We start from the raw sequence: 26,858 nt of genomic DNA on the forward strand, positions 1-26,858 counted from the left end.
CACGATGGCGAACGCAGCGACCGAGACCCCAACCCCGCCGACGCCGCCCACGCCGCCGGCCCGGCGCTCGCGCACCCGCCGCGCCCTGCGCGCGCTGGCGTGGACCGTCGCCGGCCTGTTCGTCGCGCTGCTGCTGGTGCTCGGCGCCGCCTGGTGGTGGCTGGGCTCGAACCAGTCGCTGGCCTTCGCGCTCGCCAAGGCCGCGGCCTACCTGCCGGCCGGCCAGACGCTCGAGAGCCGCGAGGTCACGGGCTCGCTGCGCACCGGCGGGCGCATCGGCTGGCTGCGCTGGCAGAGCGAGAGCCTCGCGGTCGAGGTGCACGAGGCGAAGATCGGCTGGCAGCTCGCGCCGCTGTTCGAGCGCAAGGTGCAGCTCGGCGAGGTGCATGCGGCGCAGCTGCTGATCGAGCGGCGCGGTGCGCCCAGCGACAAGCCCGCCGAGCCGCTCGAGAAGATCGTGCTGCCGGTCGAGGTCGACCTGCCGTTCCGCATCGACGACCTGCGCTGGGCCGGGCCGCCCGCGCTGCAGGCGCAACGGCTCGCGGGCCACTACCGCTACACCGGCGGCGAGCACAAGCTCGACGTCGAGGGCGTCGACATCGCCGAGGGCCACTACAGCGCGCGCGTGAAGCTGCAGGGCGCGGCGCCGATGGCGATCGAGGCGACGCTCGACGGCCGCGTGAAGGCGCCGCTGCCCGAGGAACGCAGCCTCGAGGTGCTGGCCAAGGCCGGCATCCAGGGCACGCTCGCGGGCGCCGACGCGCGCCTGAACGTTCAGGCCGAGCTCGCGCCGGCCGAACCCGATGCCGACGCGCCGATGGAGGCCAAGCTCGCGGCCACCATCGCGCCCTGGCAGCCGCAACCCGTGATCGCGGCCAAGGCCGACCTGCGCAACGTCGATGCGTCGAGCCTGTGGCCCGGCGCGCCGCAGACGCTGCTCACGGGCAGTGTCGCGCTCGAACCCGATGCCGCCACCGGCCCCGCCGCCTGGAAGGCCCAGGCCGACCTGCGCAACGCGCGGCCGGGCCCGTGGGACCAGGGCAAGCTGCCGCTCGAGCAGTTGCAGGCCCAGGTCGGCTACGACGGCACCAGTTGGGACATCCCGCAGGCCACGCTGCGCGCGGGCGGCGGCCGCATCGAGGCCGCGGGCCGCTGGAGCCCCGCGCCCGCGCCCTGGCAGGCGCGCGCCGAGGTGCAGGGCGTGCGGCTGGGCGCGCTGTACAGCGAACTCTCGGGCGCGCCGATCAGCGGCCGCGTCACCGCGCAGCAGCGCGACGACGGCATCGGCTTCGACCTCGCGCTGCGCGCCGAGGGCGGCGCCGGCAGCAAGGCGCTGCCGGGCTTCGGGCTCGACCGCGTGCTGGCCCAGGGCCAGTGGAAGGACCAGGTGCTGGACCTGCGTACGCTGCGCGTCGATGCGCAGCGCGCCAGCGTCGAGGGCAAGCTGCAGGTGCGCGTGGCCGAGCAGGCCGGCAGCGGCAACCTGAAGCTCGCACTGCCCGGCGCCGAGGCGCAGCTCGACGCCCGCATGGCGCCCGCGCAGGGCACCGGCGAGCTCAAGGCCCGCATCGACGACACCGAGGCCGTGCAGCGCTGGATCGAGAGCCTGCCCGAGATGGCGGGCCTGTTCGCGGGCCGCAGCGCGAAGGGCTCGGCCCGGCTCGACGCGAGCTGGCAGGGTGGCTGGCAGAACTTCCAGCGCCGGCTGCAGAACCCCGCCGCGCCGCTCGCGCGCGGCAACGCCGAACCGAGCCTGAAGGCCAGCCTCACCGTGCCCAGGCTCGACCTGCTGCTGCCCGCGGCCCAGGCCGGCGCCGCTGCAACCCAGGTGCAATTGAGCGCGCTGCGCGCCGAGCTCGCGGGCAGCATCGCGCAGGCCACGCTGTCGCTGCAGGGCGAGGCCGCCACCGGCACGCAGAAGCTGGTGCTCGACACCCGCGCCAGCGGCGGCCTCGCGGGCGCCGGCCAGTGGCGCGCCGCGCTCGCCAGCCTGCGGCTGCAGGCGCAGGACAGCGCCCAGCCCGCCACGCAGAAGTCGCCCTGGGTGCTCGAACTCGGCCGCGAGGTCACGGCCACGGTGCGCACCGGCGGCGACCGCCTCGAGGTCGAGGCCTCGGCCGCCGGCGCCACCCTGCGCGGGCCCGTGCCCGGCACGGTGCGCATCGACTGGCAGCCGCTGCGCTTCAGCCAGAGCGGCGCCGCCGCCAACCGCGTGTTCCGCGTGCAGTCGAAGGGCGAGCTCAAGGGCCTGCCGATGGCCTGGGCCGAGGCCTTCGGCGCCAGCACCACCTTCGGCGAACTCGGCATCAGCGGCGACCTGATCTTCGACGGCGACTGGGACATCGATGCCGGCGACACGCTGCGCGCCCAGGCCCGGCTCGCGCGCCAGAGCGGCGACATCCGCGTGCAGGCCGGCGAGGCCGCGCTGATCACGCGCATCGAGAGCCGCGGCACCGGCACCGCGAGCGAACGCAAGATGAATTCCAGCGAGGCCGGCCTGAGCCCCAGCACGCCGGCCGGGCTGCGCCGCGCCGAGCTGCGGCTCGATGCCCAGGGCGAGGCGGTGCGCGCCACGCTGGCCTGGGACAGCGAACGCGCGGGCCAGATCGATGCCGAGGCCGGCACGCGCTTCCAGCAGCGCGCCGGCGGCTGGCAATGGGCACCCGACGCGCCGCTCACGGGCCGTGTCGCCGCCAAGCTGCCGAACCTCGGCGTGTGGTCGATGCTCGCGCCGCCGGGCTGGCGCGTGGCCGGCACGCTCGACGCCAATGCCACGCTCTCGGGCAGCCGCGCGGCGCCGCGCTGGAACGGCACGCTGGGCGCCGACAAGCTGGCGCTGCGCGCGCCGGTCGAGGGCCTGGACCTGCGCGACGGCCGGCTGCGCGCCAACCTGTCCGGGGACCGCGTCGAGATCGCCGAGTTCACGCTCAAGGGCGGCGCCGGCAGCACGGCGCGCATCGCGGGCCAGAGCGGCAACCGCAGCACCGCGGCCAGCGAGGCCGGCACCGATGGCGGCACGCTGAGCGCGCGCGGCGAACTCAACTGGTCGGGCGCGGGCACGGCCGCTGGCGCGCCCGGCATCCGCATGGCGCTGCAGGCCGAGCTGCGCGCGCTGCGCGTGCTGGTGCGCACCGACCGCCAGGTCACGCTCTCGGGCGACCTGCAGGCGCGGCTCGAGAACCGGCAGTTCATCGTGCGCGGCAAGCTCAAGACCGACCGCGCCGTGATCATCCTGCCCGACGAGACCGCGCCCAGCCTCGGCAGCGACGTGATCGTGCGCTCGGCCGCCAAGGACCGCGAGGCGGCCGAGGCGCGCGAGCGCGAGGCCGCGCGCAGCGATGCGCAGGCGGCCCAGGCCGCCAAGCCGCAGACCGCGAAGCCGCCCGACATCGCGGTCGAGTTCGACCTCGGCGACGACTTCGCGGTGCAGGGCCGCGGCATCACGACCCGGCTCGAGGGCCAGCTCGACATCCGCAGCACGCGGCTCGATGCGCCGCCGCGCATCACCGGCGAGGTGAAGACCGTGAAGGGCCAGTACCGCGCCTACGGCCAGCAGCTCGACGTGGAGACCGGCATCGCGCGCTTCAACGGCCCCTACGACAACCCGCAGCTCGACATCCTCGCGATCCGGCCCAACATCACGCAGCGCGCCGGCGTGCAGATCAGCGGCAGCGCGCAGTCGCCGCGCGTGAAGCTCTATTCGGAGCCCGCGCTGTCCGACGCCGAGACGCTGTCGTGGGTGGTGCTGGGCCGCGCCTCGGCCACCAGCGGCGGCGAGTCGGCGCTGCTGCAGCAGGCCGCGCTCTCGCTGCTCGGGCGCATCAGCAAGGGTGCCAGCGGCGGCAGCCTGGCCAGCCGCTTCGGCCTCGACGAACTGGGCTTCAAGGGCCCGGGCAGCGGCGGCGACGTGCGCGATTCGGCCGTCACCTTCGGCAAGCGGCTGTCGAAGGACTTCTACGTCACCTACGAGCGCAGCATCGGCGGCACCTTCGGCACGCTGTTCATCTTCTACGACCTCACGCAGCGCCTCACCCTGCGCGGCCAGGCCGGGCAGACCAGCGGCCTCGACCTGATCTACACCGTGAAGTACGACTGAGGTACGCATGCGGCACATGCCGCATGCACGAAGCCGCGTTTCGTACGGGACTTCGATCTTGACCCCGCGATGGCGCGTGATAAGAATCATCGAAGACGCCTTCCAAGGAGCCGACGATGAACGAGCACGGAGACAAAGGCGGGAGGAACACGGCATCAGACCGTCTGGCAGACGATGCATCGCAGGGCGACGAGACCCGCATCGCCTGGTTGCGCGGCGCTTTCCGCGCCACGATCGCGATCGTCGCCGCCATCGCGGCGGCGGCTTCCGTTCCCCATTGGGGCGGCGACAGCTTCCCCATCACCAGCCTCGTGATCTACGTCGCGGGCATGGTGTTCGTGGCGATGCCGCTGGGCCTCTACTACGAATCGCTGCTGCAGGCGCACGAGCGGCGCCGCGCGCGCAATGCCGAACGCCGCGAGGCGAAAGCGCTGTCGCACGCGGCGGTGTAGCCGAGCCTCAGCCCGCGTCGCCCCCGCCTTGCGGATAGAGCAGCTTCGCCTCCGCCACCATGTGCCCGCCGTCGGGCAGGAGCCTGGCGCGGTGGTCGCGCACGGCCGTGGCCACGATCGGCAGCATCGCCTGCGCCTTGCCCTGGTCGAAGCTCTCCACCAGCGCCAGCCGCATGCTCGGCGCCCAGAAGGACTTGAGGTGCGCCGCGATGGCCTGCGTGGCCGCCCCGGCATCCGACGGGGTCTGGGCCTCGAAGAAGGTGCCGATCTGGTTGGCCATCTTGATCAATTGCACCGACTGGTCATGCATGCGCTGTGTCTCCGCTCGTTGTCGTCGTGAGGTTGTTCGTCATCAATGCGGGCGACGCCCGTTGGCTGCCGCAGCCGGCGCCGTGTCGGCCGGCAGGCGCTGCGGATGGCTGTAGACCCCCAGGTCCTCGCGCCGCGCGAAGCCCACCAGCGTGAGCCCGGCACGCTGCGCGGTCTCGACCGCGAACGAGGTCGGCGCCGACACCGCCGCCAGCAGCGAGACGCCGGCCATCGCGGCCTTCTGCACCATCTCGAAACTCGCGCGGCTGGTCACGGCGATGAAGCCCGCCGCGGCATCGACCTCGTTGGCCGCGAGCGCGCCCACCAGCTTGTCGAGCGCGTTGTGGCGGCCCACGTCCTCGCGCAGCCACACCACCTCGCCGTCGGCCGAGCACCAGGCCGCGGCATGCACCGCGCCGGTGGCTTCCTGCAGGGTCTGCAGCGACTGGAACTGCGCCATCGCGCGGCCGATCGCGGCCCGCTCGAACGACGGCCCCGCGGCCAGCACCGGCAGTTCGCGCGCCACCTGCGCCAGGCTCTCGGTGCCGCACAGGCCGCAGCCGGTGCGCCCGGCCAGCGAACGGCGCCGCTGCTTGAGCCGCGCGAACGCGGCCGCCGAGACCTCGAGCCGCACCGTGATGCCGCGCTCGGCGCTCTCGATCTCGCTGCCGTAGAGCTCGTGCGCCGCATCGAGGATGCCCTCGCTCAGCGAGAAGCCGAGCGCGAAGTCTTCCAGGTCGAGCGGCGTGGCCAGCATCACCGCGTGCGAGATGCCGTTGTATTCGAGCGCCACCGGCACTTCCTCGGCCACCCAGTCCTGCACCGCGAACGGCTGGCCGCCGCGCACGCCGCGCACAGGCAGCAGCCGCGCGCCTTCGCAGAAGGCGGCCGTGTCGGCGCTCGCGAGCGGCAGGGTGGCGATGTTCATGGCGCTGCGCTCTCGTGCCCTACTTGGCCGGCACCGTCTCGTTCGACGGCGCAGGCGCCGAGGCCGCGCTGAGCAGCTCGTTCTGCACCCGGTTGAAGCGGCTGTACTCCTGCTGCCAGGCCGAGGGCTGCATCACCGGCATCACCTGCACCGCCGTCACCTTGTACTCGGGGCAGTTGGTGGCCCAGTCGGAGTTGTCGGTGGTGATCACGTTGGCGCCCGACTCGGGGAAGTGGAAGGTGGTGTAGACCACGCCCGGCTGCATGCGCTCGGACACCGTCGCGCGCAGCACCGTCTCGCCCGCGCGGCTCTGGATGCCGACCCAGTCGCCGTCCTTCACGCCACGCTCCTCGGCGTCGTGCGGATGCAGCTCGAGCCGGTCCTCGCCGTGCCACATGTTGTTGTCGGTGCGCCGCGTCTGCGCGCCCACGTTGTACTGCGACAGGATGCGCCCGGTGGTCAGCAGCAGCGGGAAGCGGCGCGTGACCTTCTCGTCGGTCGGCACGTACTGCGTGACGATGAAACGCCCCTTGCCGCGCACGAACTTGTCGATGTGCATGGTCGGCGTGCCCTCGGGCGCCGCGTCGTTGCAGGGCCACTGGATGCTGCCGAGCTCGTCGATGCGCTTGTAGCTCACGCCGTGGAAGCTCGGCGTCAGCGCGGCGATCTCGTCCATGATCGCCTCGGGGTTCTTGTAGCTCATCGGATAGCCGAGCGCGTTCGCCAGCTTCACCGTGACTTCCCAGTCGGCCAGGCCGGCCTTCGGCGGCATCACCTTGCGCACGCGCGAGATGCGGCGCTCGGCGTTGGTGAAGGTGCCGTCCTTCTCGAGGAAGGAGGAACCCGGCAGGAACACGTGCGCGTACTTGGCGGTCTCGTTGAGGAAGATGTCCTGCACCACCACGCATTCCATCGCCATCATGGCGGCGGCCACGTGCTGGGTGTTGGGGTCGGACTGCACGATGTCCTCGCCCTCGCAGTACAGGCCCTTGAAGCTGCCGCCGATCGCGGCGTCGAACATGTTGGGAATGCGCAGGCCCGGCTCGGGATCGAGCTGCACGCCCCAGGCGGCCTCGAAGGAACCGCGCGTGGTGCTGTCCGACACGTGGCGGTAGCCCGGCAGCTCGTGCGGGAACGAGCCCATGTCGCACGAACCCTGCACGTTGTTCTGCCCGCGCAGCGGGTTCACGCCCACACCCTCGCGGCCCACGTTGCCGGTGACCATCGCGAGATTGGCGATGCCCATCACGGTGGTCGAGCCCTGGCTGTGCTCGGTCACGCCCAGGCCGTAGTAGATGGCGCCGTTGCCGGCGGTGGCGAACAGCCGCGCGGCGGCGCGCATCTCGGCGGCCGGCACGCCGGTGAAGGCTTCCGTGGCCTCGGGCGACTGCTCGGGGCGCTCGACGTAGGCCTTCCATTCGGCGAACGAGGCCGTGTCGCAGCGCTCGGCCACGAACGCGTCGGCCATCAGGCCTTCGGTGACGATCACGTGCGCGAGCGCCGTGACCACCGCCACGTTGGTGCCGGGGCGCAGCTGCAGGTGATGCGCGGCGCGGATGTGCGGCGACTTCACGATGTCGATGCGGCGCGGGTCGACCACGATCAGCTTCGCGCCCTGGCGCAGCCGCTTCTTCATGCGCGAGGCGAACACCGGATGGCCGTCGGTCGGGTTGGCGCCGATGACCATGATCACGTCGGACTTCTCGACCGACTGGAAGGTCTGCGTGCCGGCCGATTCGCCCAGCGTCTGCTTCAGGCCGTAGCCCGTGGGCGAATGGCACACGCGGGCGCAGGTGTCGACGTTGTTGTTGCCGAAGCCCGCGCGCACCAGCTTCTGCACCAGGTAGGTTTCCTCGTTGGTGCAGCGCGAGGAGGTGATGCCGCCGATGGCGTTGCGGCCGTACTTCTCCTGCAGGCGCTTGAACTCGCCGGCCGCGTAGTTGATGGCCTCGTCCCAGCTCACTTCCTGCCACGGATCGGTGATCTTCTGGCGGATCATGGGCTTGAGCATGCGGTCCTGGTGCGAGGCATAGCCCCAGGCGAAGCGGCCCTTGACGCAGGAGTGGCCGTCGTTGGCCTTGCCGTCCTTCCACGGCACCATGCGCACCACCTCGTTGCCCTTCATCTCGGCCTTGAAGGCGCAGCCCACACCGCAGTAGGCGCAGGTGGTGATCACGCTGTGCTCGGGCTGGCCGAGCCAGATCACCGACTTCTCCTGCAGGGTGGCGGTGGGGCAGGCCTCGACGCAGGCGCCGCAGCTCACGCACTCCGATTCCATGAAGGGCTGGTCCTGGCCCGGCGACACGCGCGACTCGAAGCCGCGGCCGCTGATGGTCAGCGCGAAGGTGCCCTGGGTTTCCTCGCAGGCGCGCACGCAGCGGTTGCACACGATGCACTTGGAGGGGTCGTAGGTGAAGTACGGGTTCGACTCGTCCTTCTCGCTCTTGATGTGGTTGGCGCCGTCGAAGCCGTAGCGCACGTTGCGCAGGCCGGTCACGCCCGCCATGTCCTGCAGCTCGCAGTTGCCGTTGGCCGAGCAGGTCAGGCAGTCGAGCGGATGGTCGGAGATGTAGAGCTCCATCACGCCCTTGCGCAGGTCCTGCAGCTTCGGCGTCTGGGTGCGCACCTTCATGCCGGCCTCGGCCGGCGTGGTGCACGAGGCCGGGAAGCCGCGGCGACCCTCGATCTCGACCAGGCACAGCCGGCACGAGCCGAAGGGCTCGAGGCTGTCGGTGGCGCACAGCTTGGGCACCTGGATGCCGGCGTCGACGGCCGCGCGCATCAGCGAGGTGCCGGCCGGCACCGTGACCTCGGTGCCGTCGATCTCCAGCGTGACCTCGCGCTCGGATTCGCGCTTGGGCGTGCCGTAGTCGGTTTCCTTGAGATGGTTCAACATGTCTTTGCTTTCTCTGGGGGCTCAGGCGGCCTTGCGGTCGGGTGCCTCGATGCCGAAGTCCTGCGGGAAGTGGTCGAGGGCGGAGAGCACCGGGAACGGCGTCATGCCGCCCATCGCGCACAGCGAGCCATGGACCATGGTGTTGCACAGGTCGCGCAGCAGGATCACCTGCTGCGGCCGGTTCTGGTTGCCGCGGATCTTGTCGATGACCTCGACGCCGCGCGTCGAGCCGATGCGGCAGGGCGTGCACTTGCCGCACGACTCGAGCGCGCAGAACTCCATCGCGTAGCGCGCCAGCTTCGAGAGGTCGGCCGTGTCGTCGTGCACCACGATGCCGCCGTGGCCCACGGTGCCGCCGACGGCCGCATAGGCCTCGTAGTCCAGCGGCAGGTCCCACTGCGACTCGGGCAGGTAGGCGCCCAGCGGGCCGCCGACCTGCACCGCCTTGATCGGCCGGCCCGAGGCCGAGCCGCCGCCGTAGTCGTAGAGCAGTTCGCGCAGGGTCACGCCGAAGGCCTTCTCGACCAGCCCGCCGTGCTTGATGTTGCCGGCCAGCTGCATCGGCAAGGTGCCGCGCGAGCGGCCCACGCCGTAGTCGCGGTAGAAGGTGGCGCCGCGCGCCAGGATGATCGGCACGCTGGCCAGCGTGATCACGTTGTTGATCAGCGTGGGCTGGCCGAACAGGCCCTCGATGGCCGGCAGCGGCGGCTTGGCGCGCACGATGCCACGCTTGCCCTCGAGGCTCTCGAGCAGCGCCGTCTCCTCGCCGCAGACGTAGGAGCCGGCGCCCTTGCGCACCGCGAGCCGGAAGCGCTTGCCCGAGCGCAGCACGTTGTCGCCGAGGAAGCCCGCGGCCTCCGCGTGGCGGATCGCCTCGTTGAGCGCGGCGATCGCATGCGGGTACTCGGAGCGCACGTAGATGTAGCCCTGCGTCGCGCCGGTGGCGATGCCCGCGATGGTCATGCCCTCGATCAGCACGAAGGGGTCGCCCTCCATCGTCATGCGGTCGGAGAAGGTGCCCGAGTCGCCCTCGTCGGCATTGCAGACGATGTACTTCTGCTCCGACGGCGTGTTGAGCACCGTCTTCCACTTGATGCCGGCCGGGAAGGCCGCGCCGCCACGGCCGCGCAGGCCCGAGTCGAGCACCTGCTGCACGATGTCGGCCGGCGCCATCGCGAGCGCGGCGCGCAGGCCCGCGTAGCCCTCGTGCGCCTGGTAGTCGGTCAGCGACACGGGGTCGGTGATGCCGACGCGCGCGAAGGTCAGGCGCTCCTGCTTCTTGAGGTAGGGAATCTCGTCGGTGGGACCGAGCGACAACGGATGCGAGCGCGCGCCCGTGCCCAGGCCGGCATCGAACAGCGCCGGCACCTCGTCGACCGTGACCGGGCCGTAGGCCATGCGGCCCGCGGGCGTCTCGACCTCGACCAGCGGCTCGAGCCACAGCATGCCGCGCGAGCCGTTGCGCACCAGCTCGATCGCGAGGCCGCGCGCGGCCGCTTCCTGCGCGATGCGCTGGGCCACGGCGTTGGCGCCGACCGCGAGCGCCGCGGAGTCGCGCGGCACGTAGATCTTCACGGCGGCGTTCATGCGCAATCTCCCGCCTGTGCGACCAGGGTCTCGAAACGGTGCGGCGTGATGCGCGCATGCGGCTCGTCGTCCAGCGTCAGCGCGGGCGAGGAGGCGCACAGGCCGAGGCAGAACGCCGGCTCGAGCGTGAAGGCGCCGTCCTTCGTGGTGCCGTGCACCGCGCAGCCCAGGTGCTTCTCGGCATGCGCGAGCAGCGCATCGGCGCCCATGGCCTGGCAGGCCTCGGCGCGGCAGATCTGGATCACGTGCCGGCCCGGCGGCTCGGCGCGGAAGTGGTGGTAGTAGGTGATCACGCCATGCACCTCGGCGCGCGAGAGGTTCTGCGCGTCGGCGATGGTCTGCACCGCATGCGAGGGCACGTAGCCCAGCGTGTCCTGCACCTCGTGCAGGATCGGCAGCAGCGCGCCCTGTTCGTCCGCATGCGCGGCGAGCACGCGGCGCACCTCGGCCAGTTCGTCGGCCGCGGAAAGTCGCAGGGCCTCGCTCATTGGCCGGCCTCCACGCATGCCGCGGGTGCGGCCAGGTGCGGTGCTGCGTACGCGTTCAGCGCTTCTGTTGTCATGGTCCCGTCCGATCTGGTGCCGTTGCCGGTCCGCCGCTGTCTGCCTGCCGGCGGATCCGTTGTCATCGTGGCGTCAATTCGCGCTCGCCTCCCTGTGCGGGGACGGGAAGCCGCGCGCGGTCATCTGCCTCGGGATTCACTGTCGATGAATCGCGCGCGGATGACCTTGACGCAGGTCAATTTCCATCGAAACAGGGGTGGTGTCAATGCGAGCGAGCCCTGTGAAAAGGACTCTTTCGCTGGGCCGCGGCCGGAATATCCGGGGGCCTCGCGGGGACGCGTGCGAACCGTTCGCAACACCGAGGTATTCCGCGCGCGAATCCGTCGCGGCGTGCGGGAACGGAAAGGGAAGAACGCGGGGCCGTTCGCGCCGGCGGCCCCGTGTGGATCAGCGCGCGGCGAGTTCGCGCGCGCGCTGCACGAGGCGCGCAGCCTCGGCATCGTCGACCTGGCCCGTGACCTTGGCCGGGCGGCCCGAGATGAGCGAGCGGTCGGGAAAGACCTTGCCCTCGGTCAGCAGCGCGCCGGTGGCGACGATGCATTCGCGCCCCACCACCGCGCCGTTGAGCGCCACGGTGTCCTCGCCGACCACCGAGCCGTCGCCGATGGTGCAGCCGTGCAGCATCACGTGCCGCTCGACCGTCACGTCGGCGCCGATGGTCATCGGGAAGCCGGGGTCGGCATGCAGCATCACGCCGTCCTCGAGGTGGCTGCCCGCACCCACCGTGATGGGCTCGTTGTCGCCGCGCAGCACGCAGCGCGGCCCGATGCTGCTGCGCGCGCCGAGCACGACCTGACCGATCACGCTCGCCGTGTCCGCCACGCGCGCGCTGGCGTCGATGGACGGTTCATGTTCGTCGAGTCTGTAGAGGGTCACGCCGTTCTCCTGGACAAAGGCGTCGATGGTAGCGGCTCGCGACCCGCCGGCGCTCAGTGCGGGAGTTCGCTGCGTTCGATGTGCTTGCGGCGCATGGGCCGCAGCACGAACCAGGCCATCAGCGCGGCAACGGCATTGACGCCGCTCGCGACGAAGAACACCGCCTCCCAGCTGCCGGTGCTCGCGGCCAGCACGCTCGACAGCGGCACCAGCAGCGAGGCCGTGCCCTTGGCGGTGTAGAGCATGCCGGCGTTCGAGGCCGCGTACTTGCCGCCGAAGGTGTCGGCGCAGGTCGAGGGGAACAGGCTGTAGATCTCGCCCCAGGCGAAGAACACCATGCCGGTCAGCACCACGAACAGCAGTGGGTTGTGGCCGTACTTGTAGAGCATCAGGATGCCGACCGCCTCGATCGCGAAGGCGATGAACATGGTCTGCTCGCGGCCGATCTTGTCCGACACCCAGCCGAAGAACGGCCGCGTCAGGCCGTTGAGCACGCGGTCGATCGCCAGCGCGAAGGTCAGCGCGGGCAGCACCAGGCCCATGATGTTCACCGGCACGTCGATGATCTTGAAGTCCTTGGCGATCGGCGCGAGCTGCGCGGTCGCCATCAGGCCGCCGGCGGCCACCATCACGAACATCGCGTACATCACCCAGAACACGGGCGAGCGCAGCACCTCGGAGGGCGCGTAGTCGCGCCGCGACTGCTGCACGTTGCGGGTGTTCACGGCCTTCGAATGCTCGGGCGCGCGCGTCAGCATCCATGCGAGCAGGAACACGATCAGTCCCTGCCCGATCCCAAAATACAGGAAGGCGGCCTCGTAGCCGCTGTTCTTGATCATGGCCGAGATCGGGATGATGGTGAGCGCCGAGCCCGCGCCGAAGCCGGCCGCGGTCAGGCCCGCCGCGAGGCCGCGCCGGTCGGGGAACCACTTGAGCGCATTGCCCACGCAGGTGCCGTAGACCGCGCCCGCGCCGATGCCGCCGATGGCCGCCGCGATGTAGAGCACCGGCAGCGAGGCCGCGAAGGAGTTGATCACCCAGCCGATGCCGCAGAGCACGCCGCCCACCAGCACCACGGGACGCGGGCCGAAGCGGTCGACGAGGTAGCCCTCGATCGGCACCAGCCAGGTCTCGGTGAGCACGAAGATGGTGAAGGCCACCTGGATCGCGGCGCGGCTCCAGCCGTGCTTCTCCGCGATCGGGTTGACGAACAGGGTCCAGCCGTATTGGAGGTTGGCGATCATCGCCATGCACACGATGCCGATCAGGAGTTGCCCCCATCGGTAACTGTGCGAGCGCTGCGCCGCCGCGGCGCCAGAGTGTCCCGAGGGGGAATAGATCGCGGGGTTCGCACCCGCGATCGTGGTCGTTTGCCGAGTCATTGAATGTCCTTCATCTTTGTGTTTGAGTTGAAGTCCGGCGGATCGCATCGAGGCGCCGCCGGTTTCGTTCCGAGTCACCGGTCCCCGAAGCAGAGATGCGAACAAGTACGGCGTCGCATCACGCAATCGACACGCTTCGGCTGATCCTCCGGTCCCGTCGGCCTCGCTTCGCGACACCGTCGACCCGCAGCCTCCTGCGTGCGGATGACTGTCGGGTGCAGCGACCCAAAAACTCTTGACCCTCGTCAAGTTCCCTCGAAGGGACCCGGCCGCGGACCCCCGTGGATTCCCTAGCATGGTCGTCTTAGCGTGCGATGAGAACGCGCGCGACGGCGCACGGGTCGCGCGACGCGAGGCGCGGCTTGATGCAAGTCGGTGGCGTCTTCGGCAGGTCCCTCGCGATCACCTCGACCGCGTCGCAGCCCACTCTGGAGTGCCTCCGCGCGCCCTGCTCGCGAAAAGGGCATGTCACTCGTGGTTTGCCCTAATCCAGGGTAAACCCTATAATTCGGAGGTTCGCATTCCCACCCACCCGTATTCGGAGCACATCCATGAACAACACCGCACTGAATTCCGCCGCCCTCAAGGCCCCCTCCTTCGCCTCGAACGGCGTGCTGCGCGACCTGATCGCCGCGCTGCCGATCGTGATCTTCGCCAAGGCCGTGCGCGCCGCGCTGCAACAGCGTTGATGCCCGGAGCCCTCGAGGCTCCACCCCGAAGAGAGAGCGCCGCGAGCGCTCTTTTTTTTCGCCTTCAGATCGCCGGATCGAAGGGCACGATCTGCGAGATCAGCGCGGTACCGTCGTTCAGCAGGAAGTCCTTGAAGGCCTGCGCCACCGGCGGCAGCCGCTTGCCGCGGCGGTGCACCACGTACCAGTTGAGCATCAGCGGAAAGCCCTGCACGTCGAGCACCCGCACGCTGCCCGCGCGCAGCTCCTGGCTGATGGTGTGGGCCGACACGAAGCTCACGCCCATGCCCGCGATCACCGCCTGCTTGATGGTCTCGGTGCTGCGGATCTCCATCGCGATGTTGATCTCGGACAGCGCGGCGCCGAAGCCCTCCTCCATCGAATGCCAGGTGTCGGACGCGCGCTCGCGCACCACGAAGGGCTCGCGGATCAGCCGCTTGAGCGGCACGCCCTTCACGCCCACCAGCGGATGCGTGGGCGCCGCGATGATCACGTAAGGGTGCGGCGCGAACGGCTGGTTCAGCGTGTCGAGGTCGGTGGGCGGCCGCACCATGATCGCGAGGTCGGTGAGGTTCTCGGCGATGTGCGTGAGCAGGCCCTCGCGGTTGTGCACCGTGAAGTTGAGGGTCACGCCGCGATGCCGGCCCGCGAACTCCACCAGCAGGCGCGGAAAGAAGTAGTCGCCCGCGCTGATCACGCCCACGTTGAGCTTGCCGCCCGAGATGCCCTTGAACTGCAGCATCGCGTTCTCGGCCGCCTCGAACTGCTGGATGATCGCGCGGCTGAGCTGCAGCAGCTCGGTGCCCGCGGCAGTGAGATAGACCTTCTTGCCGAACTGCTCGAACAGCGTGTTGCCGGCGTGGTCCTCGAGCTTGCGCACCTGGGTCGACACCGCGGGCTGCGTGAGGTGCAGCTCCTCGGCCGCGCGCGAAAAACTCAAGAGCCGCGCCACCGCCTCGAAGACCTTCAACTGGCGCAGTGTCGCGTGCTTCATGGGGATTCCTGGAGAACTGCTTCGTTCGGAAGTCCCATGCTATGGCCGGCGGCGCGCGCGCCGCATGACCGCGGTCAAGTATTCGCGATCAGGAATGGTTTGGAATACGCGCGACGTGCAGCAGGTTGGTGGTGCCCGACTGGCCGAAGGGCAGGCCCGCCACCACCACCACCTTCTGGCCGGGCTGCGCGAAGCCCTCGGCATGCGCGGTGCGGCAGGCGCACTCGATCATCTCGCCCACATCGTGCACGTCGTCCACCAGCACCGCATGCACGCCCCACACCATGGCCATGCGGCGCGCGGTCGCGATGTCGGGCGTGAGGCTCAGGATCGGCACCGCGGGCCGCTCGCGCGCCGCGCGCAGGCTGGTGAAGCCCGAGGAGGTGTAGGTCACGGTGGCGGCCGGTGCGAGCAGCGCGGCCACCTGGCGCATCGAGGTGCAGACCGCGTCGGCCGTGGTCGACTGCGCGCTCTCGTGCGTGGCATCGATGCCGGTGCGGTACGAAGGATCGGCCTCCACGCGCGCGACGATGCGGTCCATCATCGCCACCGCCTCGAGCGGGTACTTGCCCGAGGCCGACTCGGCCGAGAGCATCACCGCGTCGACGCCGTCGTAGACCGCGGTCGCCACGTCCGACACCTCGGCGCGCGTGGGCACCGGCGCGGCGATCATCGACTCGAGCATCTGCGTGGCCACCACCACCGGCTTGCCGCGCAGCCGGCAGGCGCGCACGATCTGGCGCTGCAGCTCGGGCACGCGCTCGGGCGGCAGCTCGACGCCGAGGTCGCCGCGCGCGACCATGATGCCGTCGCAGCGCTCGACGATGGCGTCGAGGTGCTCGATGGCCGCGGGCTTCTCGAGCTTGGCCATGATGGCCGCGCGCGTGCCGATGATCTCGCGCGCCTCGTCGATGTCCTCGGGGCGCTGCACGAACGAGAGCGCCACCCAGTCCACGCCCATCGCGAGGCCGACGTCGAGGTCGTCGCGATCCTTCGGCGTCAGCGGCGAGATCGGCAGCAGCACGCTGGGCACGTTGACGCCCTTGCGGTCGGAGATGGGGCCGCCCACCAGCACGGTGGTCTCGGCGAAGTCGGCGCCGTGGCGGTCGACGCGCAGCCGCAGCTTGCCGTCGTCGAGCAGCAGCTCGGTGCCCTCCTGCAGCGCCGCGAAGATCTCGGGATGCGGCAGCGGCGCGCGGCGGCCGTTGCCGCTGCTGCGGTCCATGTCGAGCCGGAAGCGCGCGCCCGCCTCGAGCTGCGCGCGGCCGCCCTCGAAGGTGCCCAGGCGCAGCTTCGGCCCCTGCAGGTCGAGCAGCACGCCGATGGGCCGGCCGAATTCCTTCTCGAGCCGGCGGATGGTCTCGAGGCGGCGCGCATGGTCGTGCTGCGTGCCGTGGCTGAAGTTGAGGCGGAACACGTCCACGCCACGCTCGAACAGCGCGCGGATCGCGGGCTCGTCGGAAGTGGCGGGACCGAGCGTGGCCACGATCTTGGCGCTGCGAAGGCGTCGCATGGTGTGGGTGTCCTCAGGCGAGTTCGCGCAGCCGAACCTGGCCGCGCTGTTCTTCCATGGTTCGCGCGAGCAGCTTCACGAGCGAATACACGGTGTCGATGTGCGGGGTCGAGGTCTCGGTGAGCCGCGCGAGCTCGACCACCGCACCGACCAGCGCGTCGATCTCGGGCGCGCGGCCGGCCTCCACGTCCTGCAGCATCGAGGTCTTGTGCTTGCCGACCTTCTCGGCGCCCGCGATGCGCTTCTCGAGCGTGACGCGGAACTCGATGCCGAGCTTGTGCGCCACGGCCTGGGCCTCGCGCATCATCGCGGCCGCGAGTTCGCGCGAGGGCGGGTACTGGCAGATGTCGACCAGGGTCGAGTGCGAGAGGCTGCTGATCGGGTTGAAGGTCAGGTTGCCCCAGAGCTTGAGCCAGATCTCGGCGCGGATGTTGTCGAGTACCGGCGCCTTGAAGCCCGCGTTGGCGAAGCAGGCCGCGATGCGCTCGACGCGCTCGGTGGTCGTGCCGTCGAGTTCGCCGACCGGGAAGCGGTCGCCCTCGATGTGCTTGATGACGCCGGGCGCGATCAGCTCGGAGGCCGGATAGACCACGCAGCCGATCACGCGCCGCGGCGGGATCTTGGTGTTGAGCACGCCCTGCGGGTCGACGCTGCGCACGGTGGTGCCCTCGAGCACGCCGCCGTGCTTCTGGAAGTACCAGTAGGGAATGCCGTTCTGCATGGTCACGACCGCGGTCTCGGGCCCGAAGAGCTTGGCCACGTCGTCGGCCACGGCCTCGACCTGGTGCGCCTTCATCGCGAGGATCACGAGGTCCTGCGGTCCGGCCTCGTCGTAGCGGTCGGTGGCCCGCACGTTGCGCGCCACCTGCTCCTCGCCCTCGGCCGACACCAGCTTGATGCCGTTGGCGCCGATGGCCTGGAGGTTGGCGCCGCGCACGATGAAGGTGACGTCCTCCCCGGCCAGCGCGAGTTTGGCGCCCACCAGGCCGCCGATGGCCCCCGCGCCGATGATTGCTATCTTCATGTCGATCCCCAAGAGTTGAAATTCTTCGCGTCAGCCGAAGCGGTTCGAGAGGCGGCCAATGCCGTCGATCTCCACTTCGACCAGGCTGCCGGGCTTCATCGAGCCCACGCCCACGGACGTGCCGCACAGGATCACGTCGCCGGGATGCAGGCTCATGTCCTGCGAGATGAGGCTGACCAGCCGCTGCACCGAGAAGCGCATGTCGCTGATCGGATAGTTCTGCCGCTCCTCGCCGTTGAGCACGGTGCGCACCACCAGCGTGGCGGGATCGAGGCCGGTGGCGATGGCCGGGCCCATGGGGCAGAAGGTGTCGAAGCCCTTGGCGCGCACCCACTGCGCGAACGAGGCATCGCGGTTGAGGATGTCGGCCACGGTGACGTCGTTGGCGCAGGTGTAGCCGAACACGTGCTCGAGCGCGCGCTCCTCGGAGACGGCGGTGGCGGTCTTGCCGATGACGATGCCGAGCTCGCCCTCGAACACGACCTTGCCGTCGCACAGCGGCTTGCGGATCGGTGCCTCGTGCGCCGAGAAGGAGTTCGGTGCCTTCAGCAGGTAGAGCGGCTCTTCGGGCACGGCGAGCTTGAGCTTCTCGCCGAGGGCGTGGAAGTTGTTCCACAGCGCGATGACCTTGGTCGGCTCGCTCGGCGACAGCAGGCGCAGGCCGGCCAGCGCGAACACGCGGCCGGTGGGCTCGGGCGTGCCGTACATGTCGCCGCGGTACTCCCGCACGGCGTCGTCCTCCAGGGTGCCGAAGGCGGCTTCTCCGGCGTGTTCGAAACGGACCCAACGTTGTGGCATGTTGTGCTTTCTTTTGATGCTGTGAATGCGGGTGGGTCGACAGGCGCTGCGCGGGTGCGGGGCCTAGTCGAACGGCAGGTAGTCGGGAACGACCAGCGAGGCCAGCAGCTTTCCCATCTCGGCCGGGTTGTCGGTCACGTGGATGCCGCAGGCCTTCATGACGGCGAGCTTCTCGTGCGCCGTGCCCTTGCCGCCGGAAATGATGGCGCCCGCATGGCCCATGCGCTTGCCGGGCGGCGCGCTGGCGCCGGCGATGAAGCCGACCACGGGCTTGCGCATGTGGGCATGGATCCAGCGCGCGCACTCTTCCTCGGCATCGCCGCCGATCTCGCCGACCATGATGACGGCGTCGGTGCGCGGGTCGTCGTTGAACATCTTCAGCACGTCGATGTGCCGCAGCCCGCCGACCGGATCGCCGCCGATGCCGACCACGGTCGACTGGCCGATGCCGAAGCGCCCGAGCTGGCTCGCGGCCTCGTAGGTCAGGGTGCCCGAGCGCGAGACCACACCGATACGGCCGCGCTGGTGGATGTGGCCCGGCATGATGCCGATCTTGATCTCGTCGGGCACGATGAGGCCGGGGCAGTTGGGCCCGAGCAGCAGGGTCTTGCGCCCTTCCATGCGGCGGCGGGTACGGATCATGTCGCGCACCGGAATGCCCTCGGTGATGCAGATCACGAGGTCGAGCTCGGCATCCACCGCTTCATCGATGGCCGCGGCGGCGAAGGCCGGGGGCACATAGATGACCGACACGGTGGCGCCGGTGCGAGCCTTGGCTTCCTTGACCGTGCCGTAGATGGGAATGCCGGCCATGGCCTGCCCGGCCTTCATCGGATTGACGCCAGCGACGAAGCAATGGCGCCCGTGGCCGTACTCGAGGCAGGCCTGGGTGTGGAACTGGCCGGTCTTGCCGGTGATGCCCTGCGTGATGACGCGGGTGTGGCGGTTGATGAGGATCGACATCTTTTTCCTTTACCGCTCTGTGAGGTCCGTTCTTGTTTTGCTGGAACGGCTGTTCGGGGCGCGTGCACAGGACAGCGGGTACTTCCCTCCGCGAATGTCCCCCGCCTTCGGCTCCTCCTTGATTTCGCTGCGGGAAGCACCCACTGCCCTGTGCACAGAGGCGCATCGGTGGTGCCGGCCGATCAACTGCTGCGCGTCTGGCGCGCGTCGGCGGGGTACTCCCCGCAGCGAAATAAAGGAGGAGGCCGAAGGCCGGGGGACATTCGCGGAGGGGAGTACCCCGTCGGCGCGTGCCCGCAACGAACGGCAAAAAGCTCGTCCAACGTTCATCGCTACCCCTTAGGAACCCGAGCCACGACAACCGCCTGCCGAGCCGCCTCGCCGATATCCTCGGCCCCAATGATCTGAAGCTCCGACTGCGCGAGGATGGTCCGCCCCAGGTCCTCGTTCGTGCCCTTCATGCGCACCACCAGCGGCACCGACAGGGCCGTCTCGCGTGCCGCGGCGACGATGCCGTGGGCGATCACGTCGCAGCGCATGATGCCGCCGAAGATGTTGACCAGCACCGCCTTCAGGCGCGGGTTGCGCAGCATCAGCTGGAAGGCCGCGGTGACCTTCTCCACGCTCGCGCCGCCGCCCACGTCGAGGAAGTTGGCCGGCGATCCACCATAGAGCTTGATCGCGTCCATCGTCGCCATCGCGAGGCCCGCGCCATTCACCAGGCAGCCGATGTCGCCGTCGAGAGAGATGTACGACAGGTCGAACTTCGAGGCTTCGATCTCCGTCGGATCCTCTTCGTCGAGGTCGCGCATCGCGGCGATCTCGGGCTGGCGAAACAACGCATTCGGGTCGAAGCTGAGCTTGGCGTCGAGCGCCATCAACCGACCGTCGCGCGTGCGCACCAGCGGGTTGATCTCGGCCAGCGAGGCGTCGCTCGCATCGAAGGCCTGGTAGAGCTTCTGCATGAACTCGCGCGCCTGCACCACGTCGCGGCCCGCGAGCCCGATCGAGCGTGCGAGCGCATCGGCCTCGGTTGCCTTGATCCCCGTCTCGGGGTCGATGAACAGCGTGTGGATCTTCTCGGGCGAGCGCGCGGCCACCTCCTCGATGTCCATCCCGCCTTCGCTCGAAGCCATCAGCGCCACGCGCCGCGCACCGCGATCGACCACCATGCCGAGGTAGAACTCCCGGTCGATCTCCACCCCCTCCTCGACCAGCAGCTGCCTCACCACCCGGCCCTCGGGCCCCGTCTGGTGCGTGCGCAGCGTCATGCCGAGCAGCGCTTCCGCATGGCGGCGCACCTCCGCGCCCGACCAGGCCAGCTTCACCCCGCCGCCCTTGCCGCGTCCGCCCGCATGGATCTGCGCCTTCACCACCCACGAACGCCCACCGAGCCGGGCGGCGGCATCGGCCGCCTCGTCGCTCGTGCGGCAGACGAAACCGCGCGGCGTCGCCACGCCATGGCGGCGCAGCACTTCCTTGCCCTGGTATTCGTGGATGTTCATTGAATCAACCGTTGTTTGATCTATTCAATTGCAATTCAGGCGCCGAGTTCGGCACCGCGGCATTCGGCCCAATTGAAATGGCGCCTGGAAAGCGGCGAGGAACCTTCGCCTTCGCGGCGCTTGTAGGCTTCCTTCTTCTGTTCAATCGCATCGGCCAGGAATGCGGCGTCGTAGGCGCGCAGCAGATGCGGATGATTCGCCTCGAGATAATGGCCAATGCGCTTTTCGGGTTCCTGCGACGTGCCCATCAGGTCGCAATAGGTCTGGCGGTCCCAATGCCAGCGCAAGCCCAGTTCGTAGAAGGCGGCGTTGTAGGCATTGCGTTCGGTTTCATCGAGCCAGTATTGAACGGGCGTGAGGTTCTGCATGGTCTGCTCCTTTCGAATGACTGCCGTGCGGTGAATTGAATGACTTGCCGGCATGTTCAAACTGTAGAAGCGCAGAACGATAAATAACAGTCAAACTATTTTATTGAGAGCATTCATTTGGAGTTATGCATGACTCCAATTCAATTCAAAGAAAGAAGACGAACGAATCCCTTCGCCGCCGGCAATGCCATTGGCGAATCAATTGCGGATTCGTTCGAATTGGCGCGGAATTACCGCGCCGCGTTCTTCGTCGTCAGATCACGCGTTCGGCGCGCAGCGCCGCCACGTCTTCCAGGCCGTAGCCCAGCTGCATCAGCACTTCCTCGGTGTGCTCGCCCAGGAGCGGCGAGCGCTTCACCTCGGTGGGGCTGTCCGACAGCTTGATCGGATTGCCCACCGTCAGGTACTTGCCGCGCGTGGGATGGTCGACCTCGACGATGGTCCCGGTCTCGCGCAGCGATTCGTCGGCGGCGATCTCCTTCATCGAGAGGATCGGCCCGCACGGAATGTCGTACTGGTTCAGGATCTCCATGGCCTCGAACTTGTCCTTGGTCATGGTCCATTGCTCGATGCGCGCGAAGATCGGCTTCAGGTGCAGCAGGCGCGCGGCCGGCGTGGCGTAGGCCTCGTCGGTGATCCAGCCTTCCTCGCCGATCACCTTGCACACCGCCGGCCACACGGCCGCCTGCGTGATGAAGTAGATGTAGGCGTTGGGGTCGGTCTCCCAGCCCTTGCACTTGAGGATCGAGCCGGGCTGGCCGCCGCCCGAGGCATTACCCGCGCGCGGCACCGCGTCGCCGAACTTGCCGTCGGGGTACTGCGGGTATTCGTGCATGGTGCCCGTGCGTTCCAGCCGCTGCTGGTCGCGCATCTTCACGCGGCACAGGTTGAGCACCGCGTCCTGCATCGGCGCCAGCACCTTCTGGCCGCGGCCGGTGCTGTTGCGCTGGAACAGCGCCGCCAGGATGCCGAGCGCCAGGTGCAGGCCGGTGCCGCTGTCGCCGATCTGGGCGCCGGTCACCATCGGCGGGCCGTCCTCGAAGCCGGTGGTCGACGCCGCGCCGCCGGCGCACTGCGCCACGTTCTCGTAGACCTTGCAGTCGGCGTACTTGCCGGGGCCGAAGCCCTTGACCGAGGCCACGATCATGCGCGGGTTGAGCTTCTGGATGTGTTCCCAGGTGATGCCCATGCGGTCGAGCGCGCCGGGCGCGAAGTTCTCGACCAGCACGTCGCAGGTCTTGATCAGCTCGTCGAGCACCTGGCGCCCCTTGGGGTTCTTGGTGTCGAGCGTGATCGAGCGCTTGTTGTGGTTCAGCATCGTGAAGTAGAGGCTGTCCACACCGGGGATGTCGCGCAGCTGGCCACGCGTGGCATCGCCTTCGCCGGCGCGCTCGACCTTGATGACGTCGGCGCCGAACCAGGCCAGCAACTGCGTGCAGGTGGGGCCGGATTGCACGTGGGTGAAATCGAGGATGCGGACACCCTCCAGCGCTTGACTCATCGACTGTCTCCTTCTTTGATCGTGGTTTCCGCTTCTAGCAGACGAGCGCGCAGTTTGCGCTCTTCCGCAAATCGGGCTGTCTCGTCGCGGACGATGGCGACAATGCCCGAGACCTGGCGTTCCGGCGAAAACAGCATCGACACCGTGAAGGCGATCGACAAGGTGCGGCCGTCCTTGTGCAGGGCCGGCACGCGCAGCAGATCGGCACCGTATTTGGTGATGCCGGTGTCCATGGTCTTGTGGTAGCCGTCCCAGTGGCGCTGCCGCTGGCGCTCGGGAATGATGAGGTCGAGCGAGCGACCCAGCGCCTCGGCTTCGGTGAAGCCGAAGATGCGTTCGGCCGCGGGGTTCCACAGAACGATGGCCCCGGCCGCATCGCACACCATGATGGCATCGCCCGCCCCTTCGACGAGCTGCCTGAAATCCACTGAAGCTTGCATGCTGGCCTCCCGCCTCGACGCATCCGAAATACCGCGCCCCCCGGCGCTTCGTGGACTGGAAAAGCCCCGGGGGAACGCCTGGGTCAGACTGCCTTCGCTTCGTGCAGCGCGGCGATCTGCTGTTGGCTGTAGCCGAGTTCGGCCAGCACGTCGTCGGTGTGTTCGCCCAGCAGCGGCGAACCGGTGATCTCGGGCTTGAGGTCCGAGAACTTGATCGGGCTGCCCACTGTGAAGTAGGTGCCGCGTTCCTTGTGCGGCACTTCCACGATCGAGCCGCTCTTGCGCAGCGATTCGTCGTTGAGCAGTTCCTTCATCGTCAGCACCGGCGCGCAGGGGATGTCGAACTTGCGCAGGATGTCGACCGCCTCGAACTTGGTCTTGTCCTGCAGCCAGCCCTCGATGGTCGCGAAGATGTCGGTGATGTGCGGCTGGCGCGCCTTGGCGGTCATGTAGTCGGGATCGGTCTTCCACTCGGGCTTGCCGATGGCGTCGCAGATCGGTGCCCAGGCATGGCCCTGCACGGTGAAGTAGATGTAGGCGTTCGGGTCGGTCTCCCAGCCCTTGCACTTGAGCACCCAACCCGGCTGGCCGCCGCCGCCGGCATTGCCGCCGCGCGGCACCACGTCGCTGAAGGTGCCGTGCGGGTACTGCGGGTATTCCTCGAGGTAGCCCAGGCGGTCCAGGCGCTGCTGGTCGCGCATCTTCACGCGGCACAGGTTGAGCACGGCGTCCTGCATCGAGCAGGCCACGCGCTGGCCCTTGCCGGTCTGCTCGCGGCCGATGATGGCCGTGAGGATGCCGATCGCCAGGTGCATGCCGGTATTGCTGTCGCCCAGCGCCGCGGCGCTCACGGTCGGCGGGCCGTCCCAGAAGCCGGTGGTGGAGGCGGCGCCGCCCGCGCACTGCGCGACGTTCTCGTAGACCTTCAGGTCGTCGTAGTGGTGGCCGTCGCTGAAGCCCTTGACCGAGGCGACGATCATCTTCGGGTTCAGTTCCTGGATGCGTTCCCAGCTGAAGCCCATGCGGTCGAGCGCACCGGGGCCGAAGTTCTCGACCAGCACGTCCGATTCCTTGATCAGCTTCTCGAGCACCACCTTGCCCTCGGGCTGCTTGGTGTCCAGCGTCAGCGAGCGCTTGTTGCTGTTGAGCATGGTGAAGTACAGCGCGTCCACGTCGGGGATGTCGCGCAGCTGCGAGCGCGTGACGTCGCCGGCGCCGGGGCGCTCGACCTTGATCACGTCGGCGCCGAACCAGGCCAGCAGCTGGGTGCAGGCCGGACCGGCTTGCACGTGCGTGAAGTCGATGATCTTGATGCCGTTGAGAGGTTTGTTGCTCATGTCGAATCTCCTGGAATGAAAGGAATCACTTCTTCTTCGCCGTGGCCGGATTGAGACTGGTGATGCGGCCGCTCTCGGTGCCCGCGGTCTCGTCGATGACGGCATTGATCAGGGTCGGGCGGCCCGTGGCGACGGCCTCGGTCAGGGCCGCCTGCAGCTCGTCCGCGGTGGTCGCATGGACGCCAACGCCGCCGAAGGCTTCCATCAGCTTGTCGTAGCGCGCGTTCTTCACGAACACGGTGGGCGCCACGTCGGGCGTGCCGCTGGGGTTCACGTCGGTGCCACGGTAGACGCCGTTGTTGTTGAACACGATCACGCAGATCGGCAGGTTGTAGCGGCAGATGGTCTCGACCTCCATGCCGCTGAAGCCGAAGGCGCTGTCGCCCTCGATCGCGATCACCGGCTTGCCCGTGACCACGGCCGCGGCCACCGCGAAGCCCATGCCGATGCCCATGATCCCCCAGGTGCCCACGTCGAGGCGCTTGCGCGGCTCGTACATGTCGACGATGCTGCGCGCGAAGTCCAGCGTGTTGGCGCCTTCGTTGACGACGATCGCATCGGGCCGGGCCTTGACCTGGTCGCGGATCACGCTGAGCGCGCTCTGGAAGTTCATCGGCGAGGGACGCGCGGCGAGCGTGGCGGCCATCTTCGACAGGTTCTTGTCCTTGCGCTCGGCGATGGCGCCGGTCCACTCGGTCGGCGGCTTGGCCCACTTGGCGTCGATGCCCGCGAGCAGCGCGGCCACGCAGGAGCCGATGTCGCCGATCACCGGCGCGGCGATCGCCACGTTGCTGTCGATCTCGGTCGGCGCGATGTCGATCTGGATGAACTGCTTGGCGCCCTTGTCCTGGCCCCAGGTCTTGCCCTTGCCATGCGAGAGCAGCCAGTTCAGGCGCGCGCCCACCAGCAGCACCACGTCGGCTTCCTGCAGCACGTAGGAGCGCGCCGCGGCGGCCGATTGCGCATGCGTGTCGGGCAAGAGGCCCTTGGCCATCGACATCGGCAGGTAGGGAATGCCGGTCTTCTCGACCAGCGCGCGGATGTCGGCATCGGCCTGGGCGTAGGCGGCGCCCTTGCCCAGCAGGATCAGCGGGCGCTTCGCACCCTTGAGCAGGTCGAGCGCGCGCTGCACGGCATCGGCGGCCGGGATCTGGCGCGGCGCGGGGTCGATGACCTTGATCAGCGAGTTCTTGCCCTTGATGGCGTCCATCGTCTGCGCGAACAACTTGGCCGGCAGGTCGAGGTACACGCCGCCGGGGCGGCCCGAGACGGCCGAGCGGATGGCGCGCGCGATGCCCACGCCGATGTCCTCGGCGTGCAGCACGCGGAACGCGGCCTTGCACAGCGGCTTGGCGATCGCCAGCTGGTCCATCTCCTCGTAGTCGCCCTGCTGCAGGTCGACGATCTCGCGCTCGCTGGAGCCGCTGATCAGGATCATCGGGAAGCAGTTGGTGGTGGCGTTGGCCAGCGCGGTCAGGCCGTTGAGGAAGCCGGGCGCCGACACCGTGAGGCAGATGCCGGGCTTCTGCGTGAGGAAGCCGGCCGCAGCGGCGGCATTGCCGGCGTGCTGCTCGTGGCGGAACGAGATCACGCGCATGCCCTCGGCCTGCGCCATGCGGGTCAGGTCGGTGATCGGGATGCCCGGCAGCGCGAAGATGGTGTCGATGTCGTTCAGCTTCAGCGCATCGATCACCAGGTGGAAACCATCGGTGGTTTCCGCTTCCGGCGCTTCCTGCGTCATCTGCTGGAGGGCGCGCGCGACGAGTTGCTGATCGTCGGCGGCGCCGTTGGCTGGCCGACTCTTGGGCTTGATCGCCTCATCGAGCGTCGTGGCCGCCTCTTTGGCTGTGCTAACTGAAGACATGTCTCTCCTTCTGCTGGGGTGAATGGCCGAGGCCCGAGCCGCGACTATGATTCGGGCCATCCTTTCGGCCGTTGACCTCGGTCAACTTTCCCGAAAACGGCGCCGACCCCCGATGAAGCGGCGCCGCAGGCGACGAAATCGAGCAAGACGGTGACCATGACGTTGTTGGAAAACCACCCGGAGAAGAACATCATTCGCGCCCAGCTCCGGCAGAACATCCTGCTCAAGGACCTGAACGAGGGCGAGCGCGCCGAGCTCGAGGCTCACCTGGTGATCGTCGACGGCAACAAGGGCGATTTCCTGCTGCACCAGGGGGTGCGGGAGATGGAGCAGTACTTCATCCTCGACGGCATCCTCAAGCGGGTGGTGAGCAACCCGGAGGGCAAGGAGATGATCCTGCGCTTCGCCGACGAGAACGACATGGAGACCAGCTACGCGGCCATGCGCCTGGGCACGCCCACGCCCTACGGCATCGTCTGCGTCACCAAGGCCCGCGTGGCGAGCCTGCCGCTGAAGGAATGGACCGCCTTCCTGGCGAGCCATCCCCAGACCAAGGAACTGTTCGAGTTCCTCGTGATGCGCGGCATGAGCGAGATCATGGCGCACACCATCACGCTGCACCTGCTGGACGCGCCGGGCCGGGTGCACCGTTTCCTGCGCAAGCACCCCGAGCTCGTGGACCGCATCCCGAGCAAGGAGCTCGCGTCCTACCTCAATCTCTCCGCAGAAACCCTGAGTCGGCTGCGCAAGCGCGGGAAGATCTGAGGCCGTCC

Annotated in this window: 22 protein-coding genes; 4 read left to right on the forward strand and 18 right to left on the reverse strand. The window is 69.0% G+C overall.

From position 1 onward, the window contains the following. The first annotated feature begins 4 nt into the window (after positions 1-4). Entirely contained in the window at positions 5-4,096 is a 4,092-nt protein-coding gene (locus AC07RV_RS40005) for a translocation/assembly module TamB domain-containing protein (RefSeq protein WP_296781801.1), read from the forward strand. A gap of 116 nt (positions 4,097-4,212) precedes the next feature. Continuing rightward, positions 4,213-4,548: a hypothetical protein gene (locus AC07RV_RS40010; RefSeq protein ID WP_296781800.1), complete on the forward strand. Its 336-nt coding sequence runs from the start codon at positions 4,213-4,215 to the stop codon at positions 4,546-4,548. A 7-nt stretch (positions 4,549-4,555) separates the two neighbouring features. On the opposite strand, the gene AC07RV_RS40015 is transcribed toward AC07RV_RS40010, so the two are convergent. The 7 genes from AC07RV_RS40015 to oxlT form a co-directional block, all read right to left on the reverse strand. Beyond that, positions 4,556-4,858 (reverse strand): formate dehydrogenase subunit delta, encoded by a 303-nt coding sequence (locus AC07RV_RS40015; RefSeq protein WP_203202872.1) that lies wholly within the window; start codon positions 4,856-4,858, stop codon positions 4,556-4,558. Positions 4,859-4,900: 42 nt separating this feature from the next. Continuing rightward, the gene (gene fdhD / locus AC07RV_RS40020) at positions 4,901-5,785 is read right to left on the reverse strand and encodes a formate dehydrogenase accessory sulfurtransferase FdhD (protein WP_296781799.1); all 885 of its coding nucleotides are present in this window, start codon (positions 5,783-5,785) and stop codon (positions 4,901-4,903) included. Positions 5,786-5,804: 19 nt separating this feature from the next. Then, positions 5,805-8,681: a formate dehydrogenase subunit alpha gene (gene fdhF / locus AC07RV_RS40025; protein WP_296781797.1), complete on the reverse strand. Its 2,877-nt coding sequence runs from the start codon at positions 8,679-8,681 to the stop codon at positions 5,805-5,807. Between the two features lie 21 nt (positions 8,682-8,702). Further along, positions 8,703-10,268, reverse strand: coding sequence for a formate dehydrogenase beta subunit (locus tag AC07RV_RS40030; protein WP_093347783.1), 1,566 nt, complete (start codon positions 10,266-10,268; stop codon positions 8,703-8,705). Continuing rightward, the gene (locus AC07RV_RS40035) at positions 10,265-10,756 is read right to left on the reverse strand and encodes a formate dehydrogenase subunit gamma (RefSeq protein ID WP_296781795.1); all 492 of its coding nucleotides are present in this window, start codon (positions 10,754-10,756) and stop codon (positions 10,265-10,267) included. The genes AC07RV_RS40030 and AC07RV_RS40035 overlap by 4 nt, the downstream gene beginning before the upstream one ends. A 462-nt stretch (positions 10,757-11,218) precedes the next feature. Then, the gene (locus AC07RV_RS40040; RefSeq protein WP_093347789.1) at positions 11,219-11,707 is read right to left on the reverse strand and encodes a gamma carbonic anhydrase family protein; all 489 of its coding nucleotides are present in this window, start codon (positions 11,705-11,707) and stop codon (positions 11,219-11,221) included. A 53-nt stretch (positions 11,708-11,760) separates the two neighbouring features. Further along, positions 11,761-13,089, reverse strand: coding sequence for an oxalate/formate MFS antiporter (oxlT, locus tag AC07RV_RS40045; protein ID WP_208513477.1), 1,329 nt, complete (start codon positions 13,087-13,089; stop codon positions 11,761-11,763). 551 nt (positions 13,090-13,640) lie between these two features. On the opposite strand from oxlT, the gene AC07RV_RS40050 reads away from it, so the two are divergent. Then, the gene (locus tag AC07RV_RS40050; RefSeq protein WP_177239439.1) at positions 13,641-13,778 is read left to right on the forward strand and encodes a hypothetical protein; all 138 of its coding nucleotides are present in this window, start codon (positions 13,641-13,643) and stop codon (positions 13,776-13,778) included. Between the two features lie 64 nt (positions 13,779-13,842). On the opposite strand, the gene AC07RV_RS40055 is transcribed toward AC07RV_RS40050, so the two are convergent. From AC07RV_RS40055 to oxc, 11 genes are all read right to left on the reverse strand, one after another. Then, the gene (locus AC07RV_RS40055) at positions 13,843-14,772 is read right to left on the reverse strand and encodes a LysR family transcriptional regulator (RefSeq protein ID WP_093347794.1); all 930 of its coding nucleotides are present in this window, start codon (positions 14,770-14,772) and stop codon (positions 13,843-13,845) included. A gap of 88 nt (positions 14,773-14,860) precedes the next feature. Beyond that, complete coding sequence (pyk, locus tag AC07RV_RS40060) at positions 14,861-16,285, reverse strand: pyruvate kinase (RefSeq protein WP_296781794.1); 1,425 nt, start codon at positions 16,283-16,285, stop codon at positions 14,861-14,863. Positions 16,286-16,298: 13 nt separating this feature from the next. Beyond that, entirely contained in the window at positions 16,299-17,309 is a 1,011-nt protein-coding gene (locus AC07RV_RS40065) for a 2-dehydropantoate 2-reductase (RefSeq protein ID WP_208513479.1), read from the reverse strand. A 30-nt stretch (positions 17,310-17,339) separates the two neighbouring features. Next, positions 17,340-18,107 carry a fumarylacetoacetate hydrolase family protein gene (locus tag AC07RV_RS40070; RefSeq protein ID WP_057590861.1) on the reverse strand — a complete coding sequence of 256 codons (768 nt, stop codon included), beginning with the start codon at positions 18,105-18,107 and terminating at the stop codon, positions 17,340-17,342. Positions 18,108-18,170: 63 nt separating this feature from the next. Beyond that, positions 18,171-19,070, reverse strand: coding sequence for a succinate--CoA ligase subunit alpha (sucD, locus tag AC07RV_RS40075; protein ID WP_296781793.1), 900 nt, complete (start codon positions 19,068-19,070; stop codon positions 18,171-18,173). A 332-nt stretch (positions 19,071-19,402) separates the two neighbouring features. Beyond that, on the reverse strand, positions 19,403-20,575 hold the full coding sequence (gene sucC, locus AC07RV_RS40080; protein WP_296781792.1) for an ADP-forming succinate--CoA ligase subunit beta: 1,173 nt from the start codon (positions 20,573-20,575) through the stop codon (positions 19,403-19,405). A gap of 35 nt (positions 20,576-20,610) precedes the next feature. Next, positions 20,611-20,943: an HAD family hydrolase gene (locus tag AC07RV_RS40085; RefSeq protein WP_296781791.1), complete on the reverse strand. Its 333-nt coding sequence runs from the start codon at positions 20,941-20,943 to the stop codon at positions 20,611-20,613. Positions 20,944-21,196: 253 nt separating this feature from the next. Then, positions 21,197-22,444 carry a formyl-CoA transferase gene (gene frc / locus AC07RV_RS40090; protein WP_093347812.1) on the reverse strand — a complete coding sequence of 416 codons (1,248 nt, stop codon included), beginning with the start codon at positions 22,442-22,444 and terminating at the stop codon, positions 21,197-21,199. After that, complete coding sequence (locus AC07RV_RS40095) at positions 22,441-22,884, reverse strand: PAS domain-containing protein (RefSeq protein ID WP_208513482.1); 444 nt, start codon at positions 22,882-22,884, stop codon at positions 22,441-22,443. Before AC07RV_RS40095 ends, frc (AC07RV_RS40090) begins: the two co-directional genes overlap by 4 nt. Positions 22,885-22,967: 83 nt before the next feature. Further along, positions 22,968-24,221 carry a formyl-CoA transferase gene (gene frc / locus AC07RV_RS40100; protein ID WP_296781790.1) on the reverse strand — a complete coding sequence of 418 codons (1,254 nt, stop codon included), beginning with the start codon at positions 24,219-24,221 and terminating at the stop codon, positions 22,968-22,970. Positions 24,222-24,246: 25 nt separating this feature from the next. Beyond that, positions 24,247-26,085: an oxalyl-CoA decarboxylase gene (oxc, locus tag AC07RV_RS40105; protein ID WP_209543639.1), complete on the reverse strand. Its 1,839-nt coding sequence runs from the start codon at positions 26,083-26,085 to the stop codon at positions 24,247-24,249. A gap of 156 nt (positions 26,086-26,241) precedes the next feature. On the opposite strand from oxc, the gene AC07RV_RS40110 reads away from it, so the two are divergent. Continuing rightward, positions 26,242-26,850 (forward strand): Crp/Fnr family transcriptional regulator, encoded by a 609-nt coding sequence (locus AC07RV_RS40110; protein ID WP_093347817.1) that lies wholly within the window; start codon positions 26,242-26,244, stop codon positions 26,848-26,850. Positions 26,851-26,858 lie beyond the last annotated feature (8 nt).

It is taken from the genome of Variovorax sp. GW821-FHT09B01 (assembly GCF_059418345.1).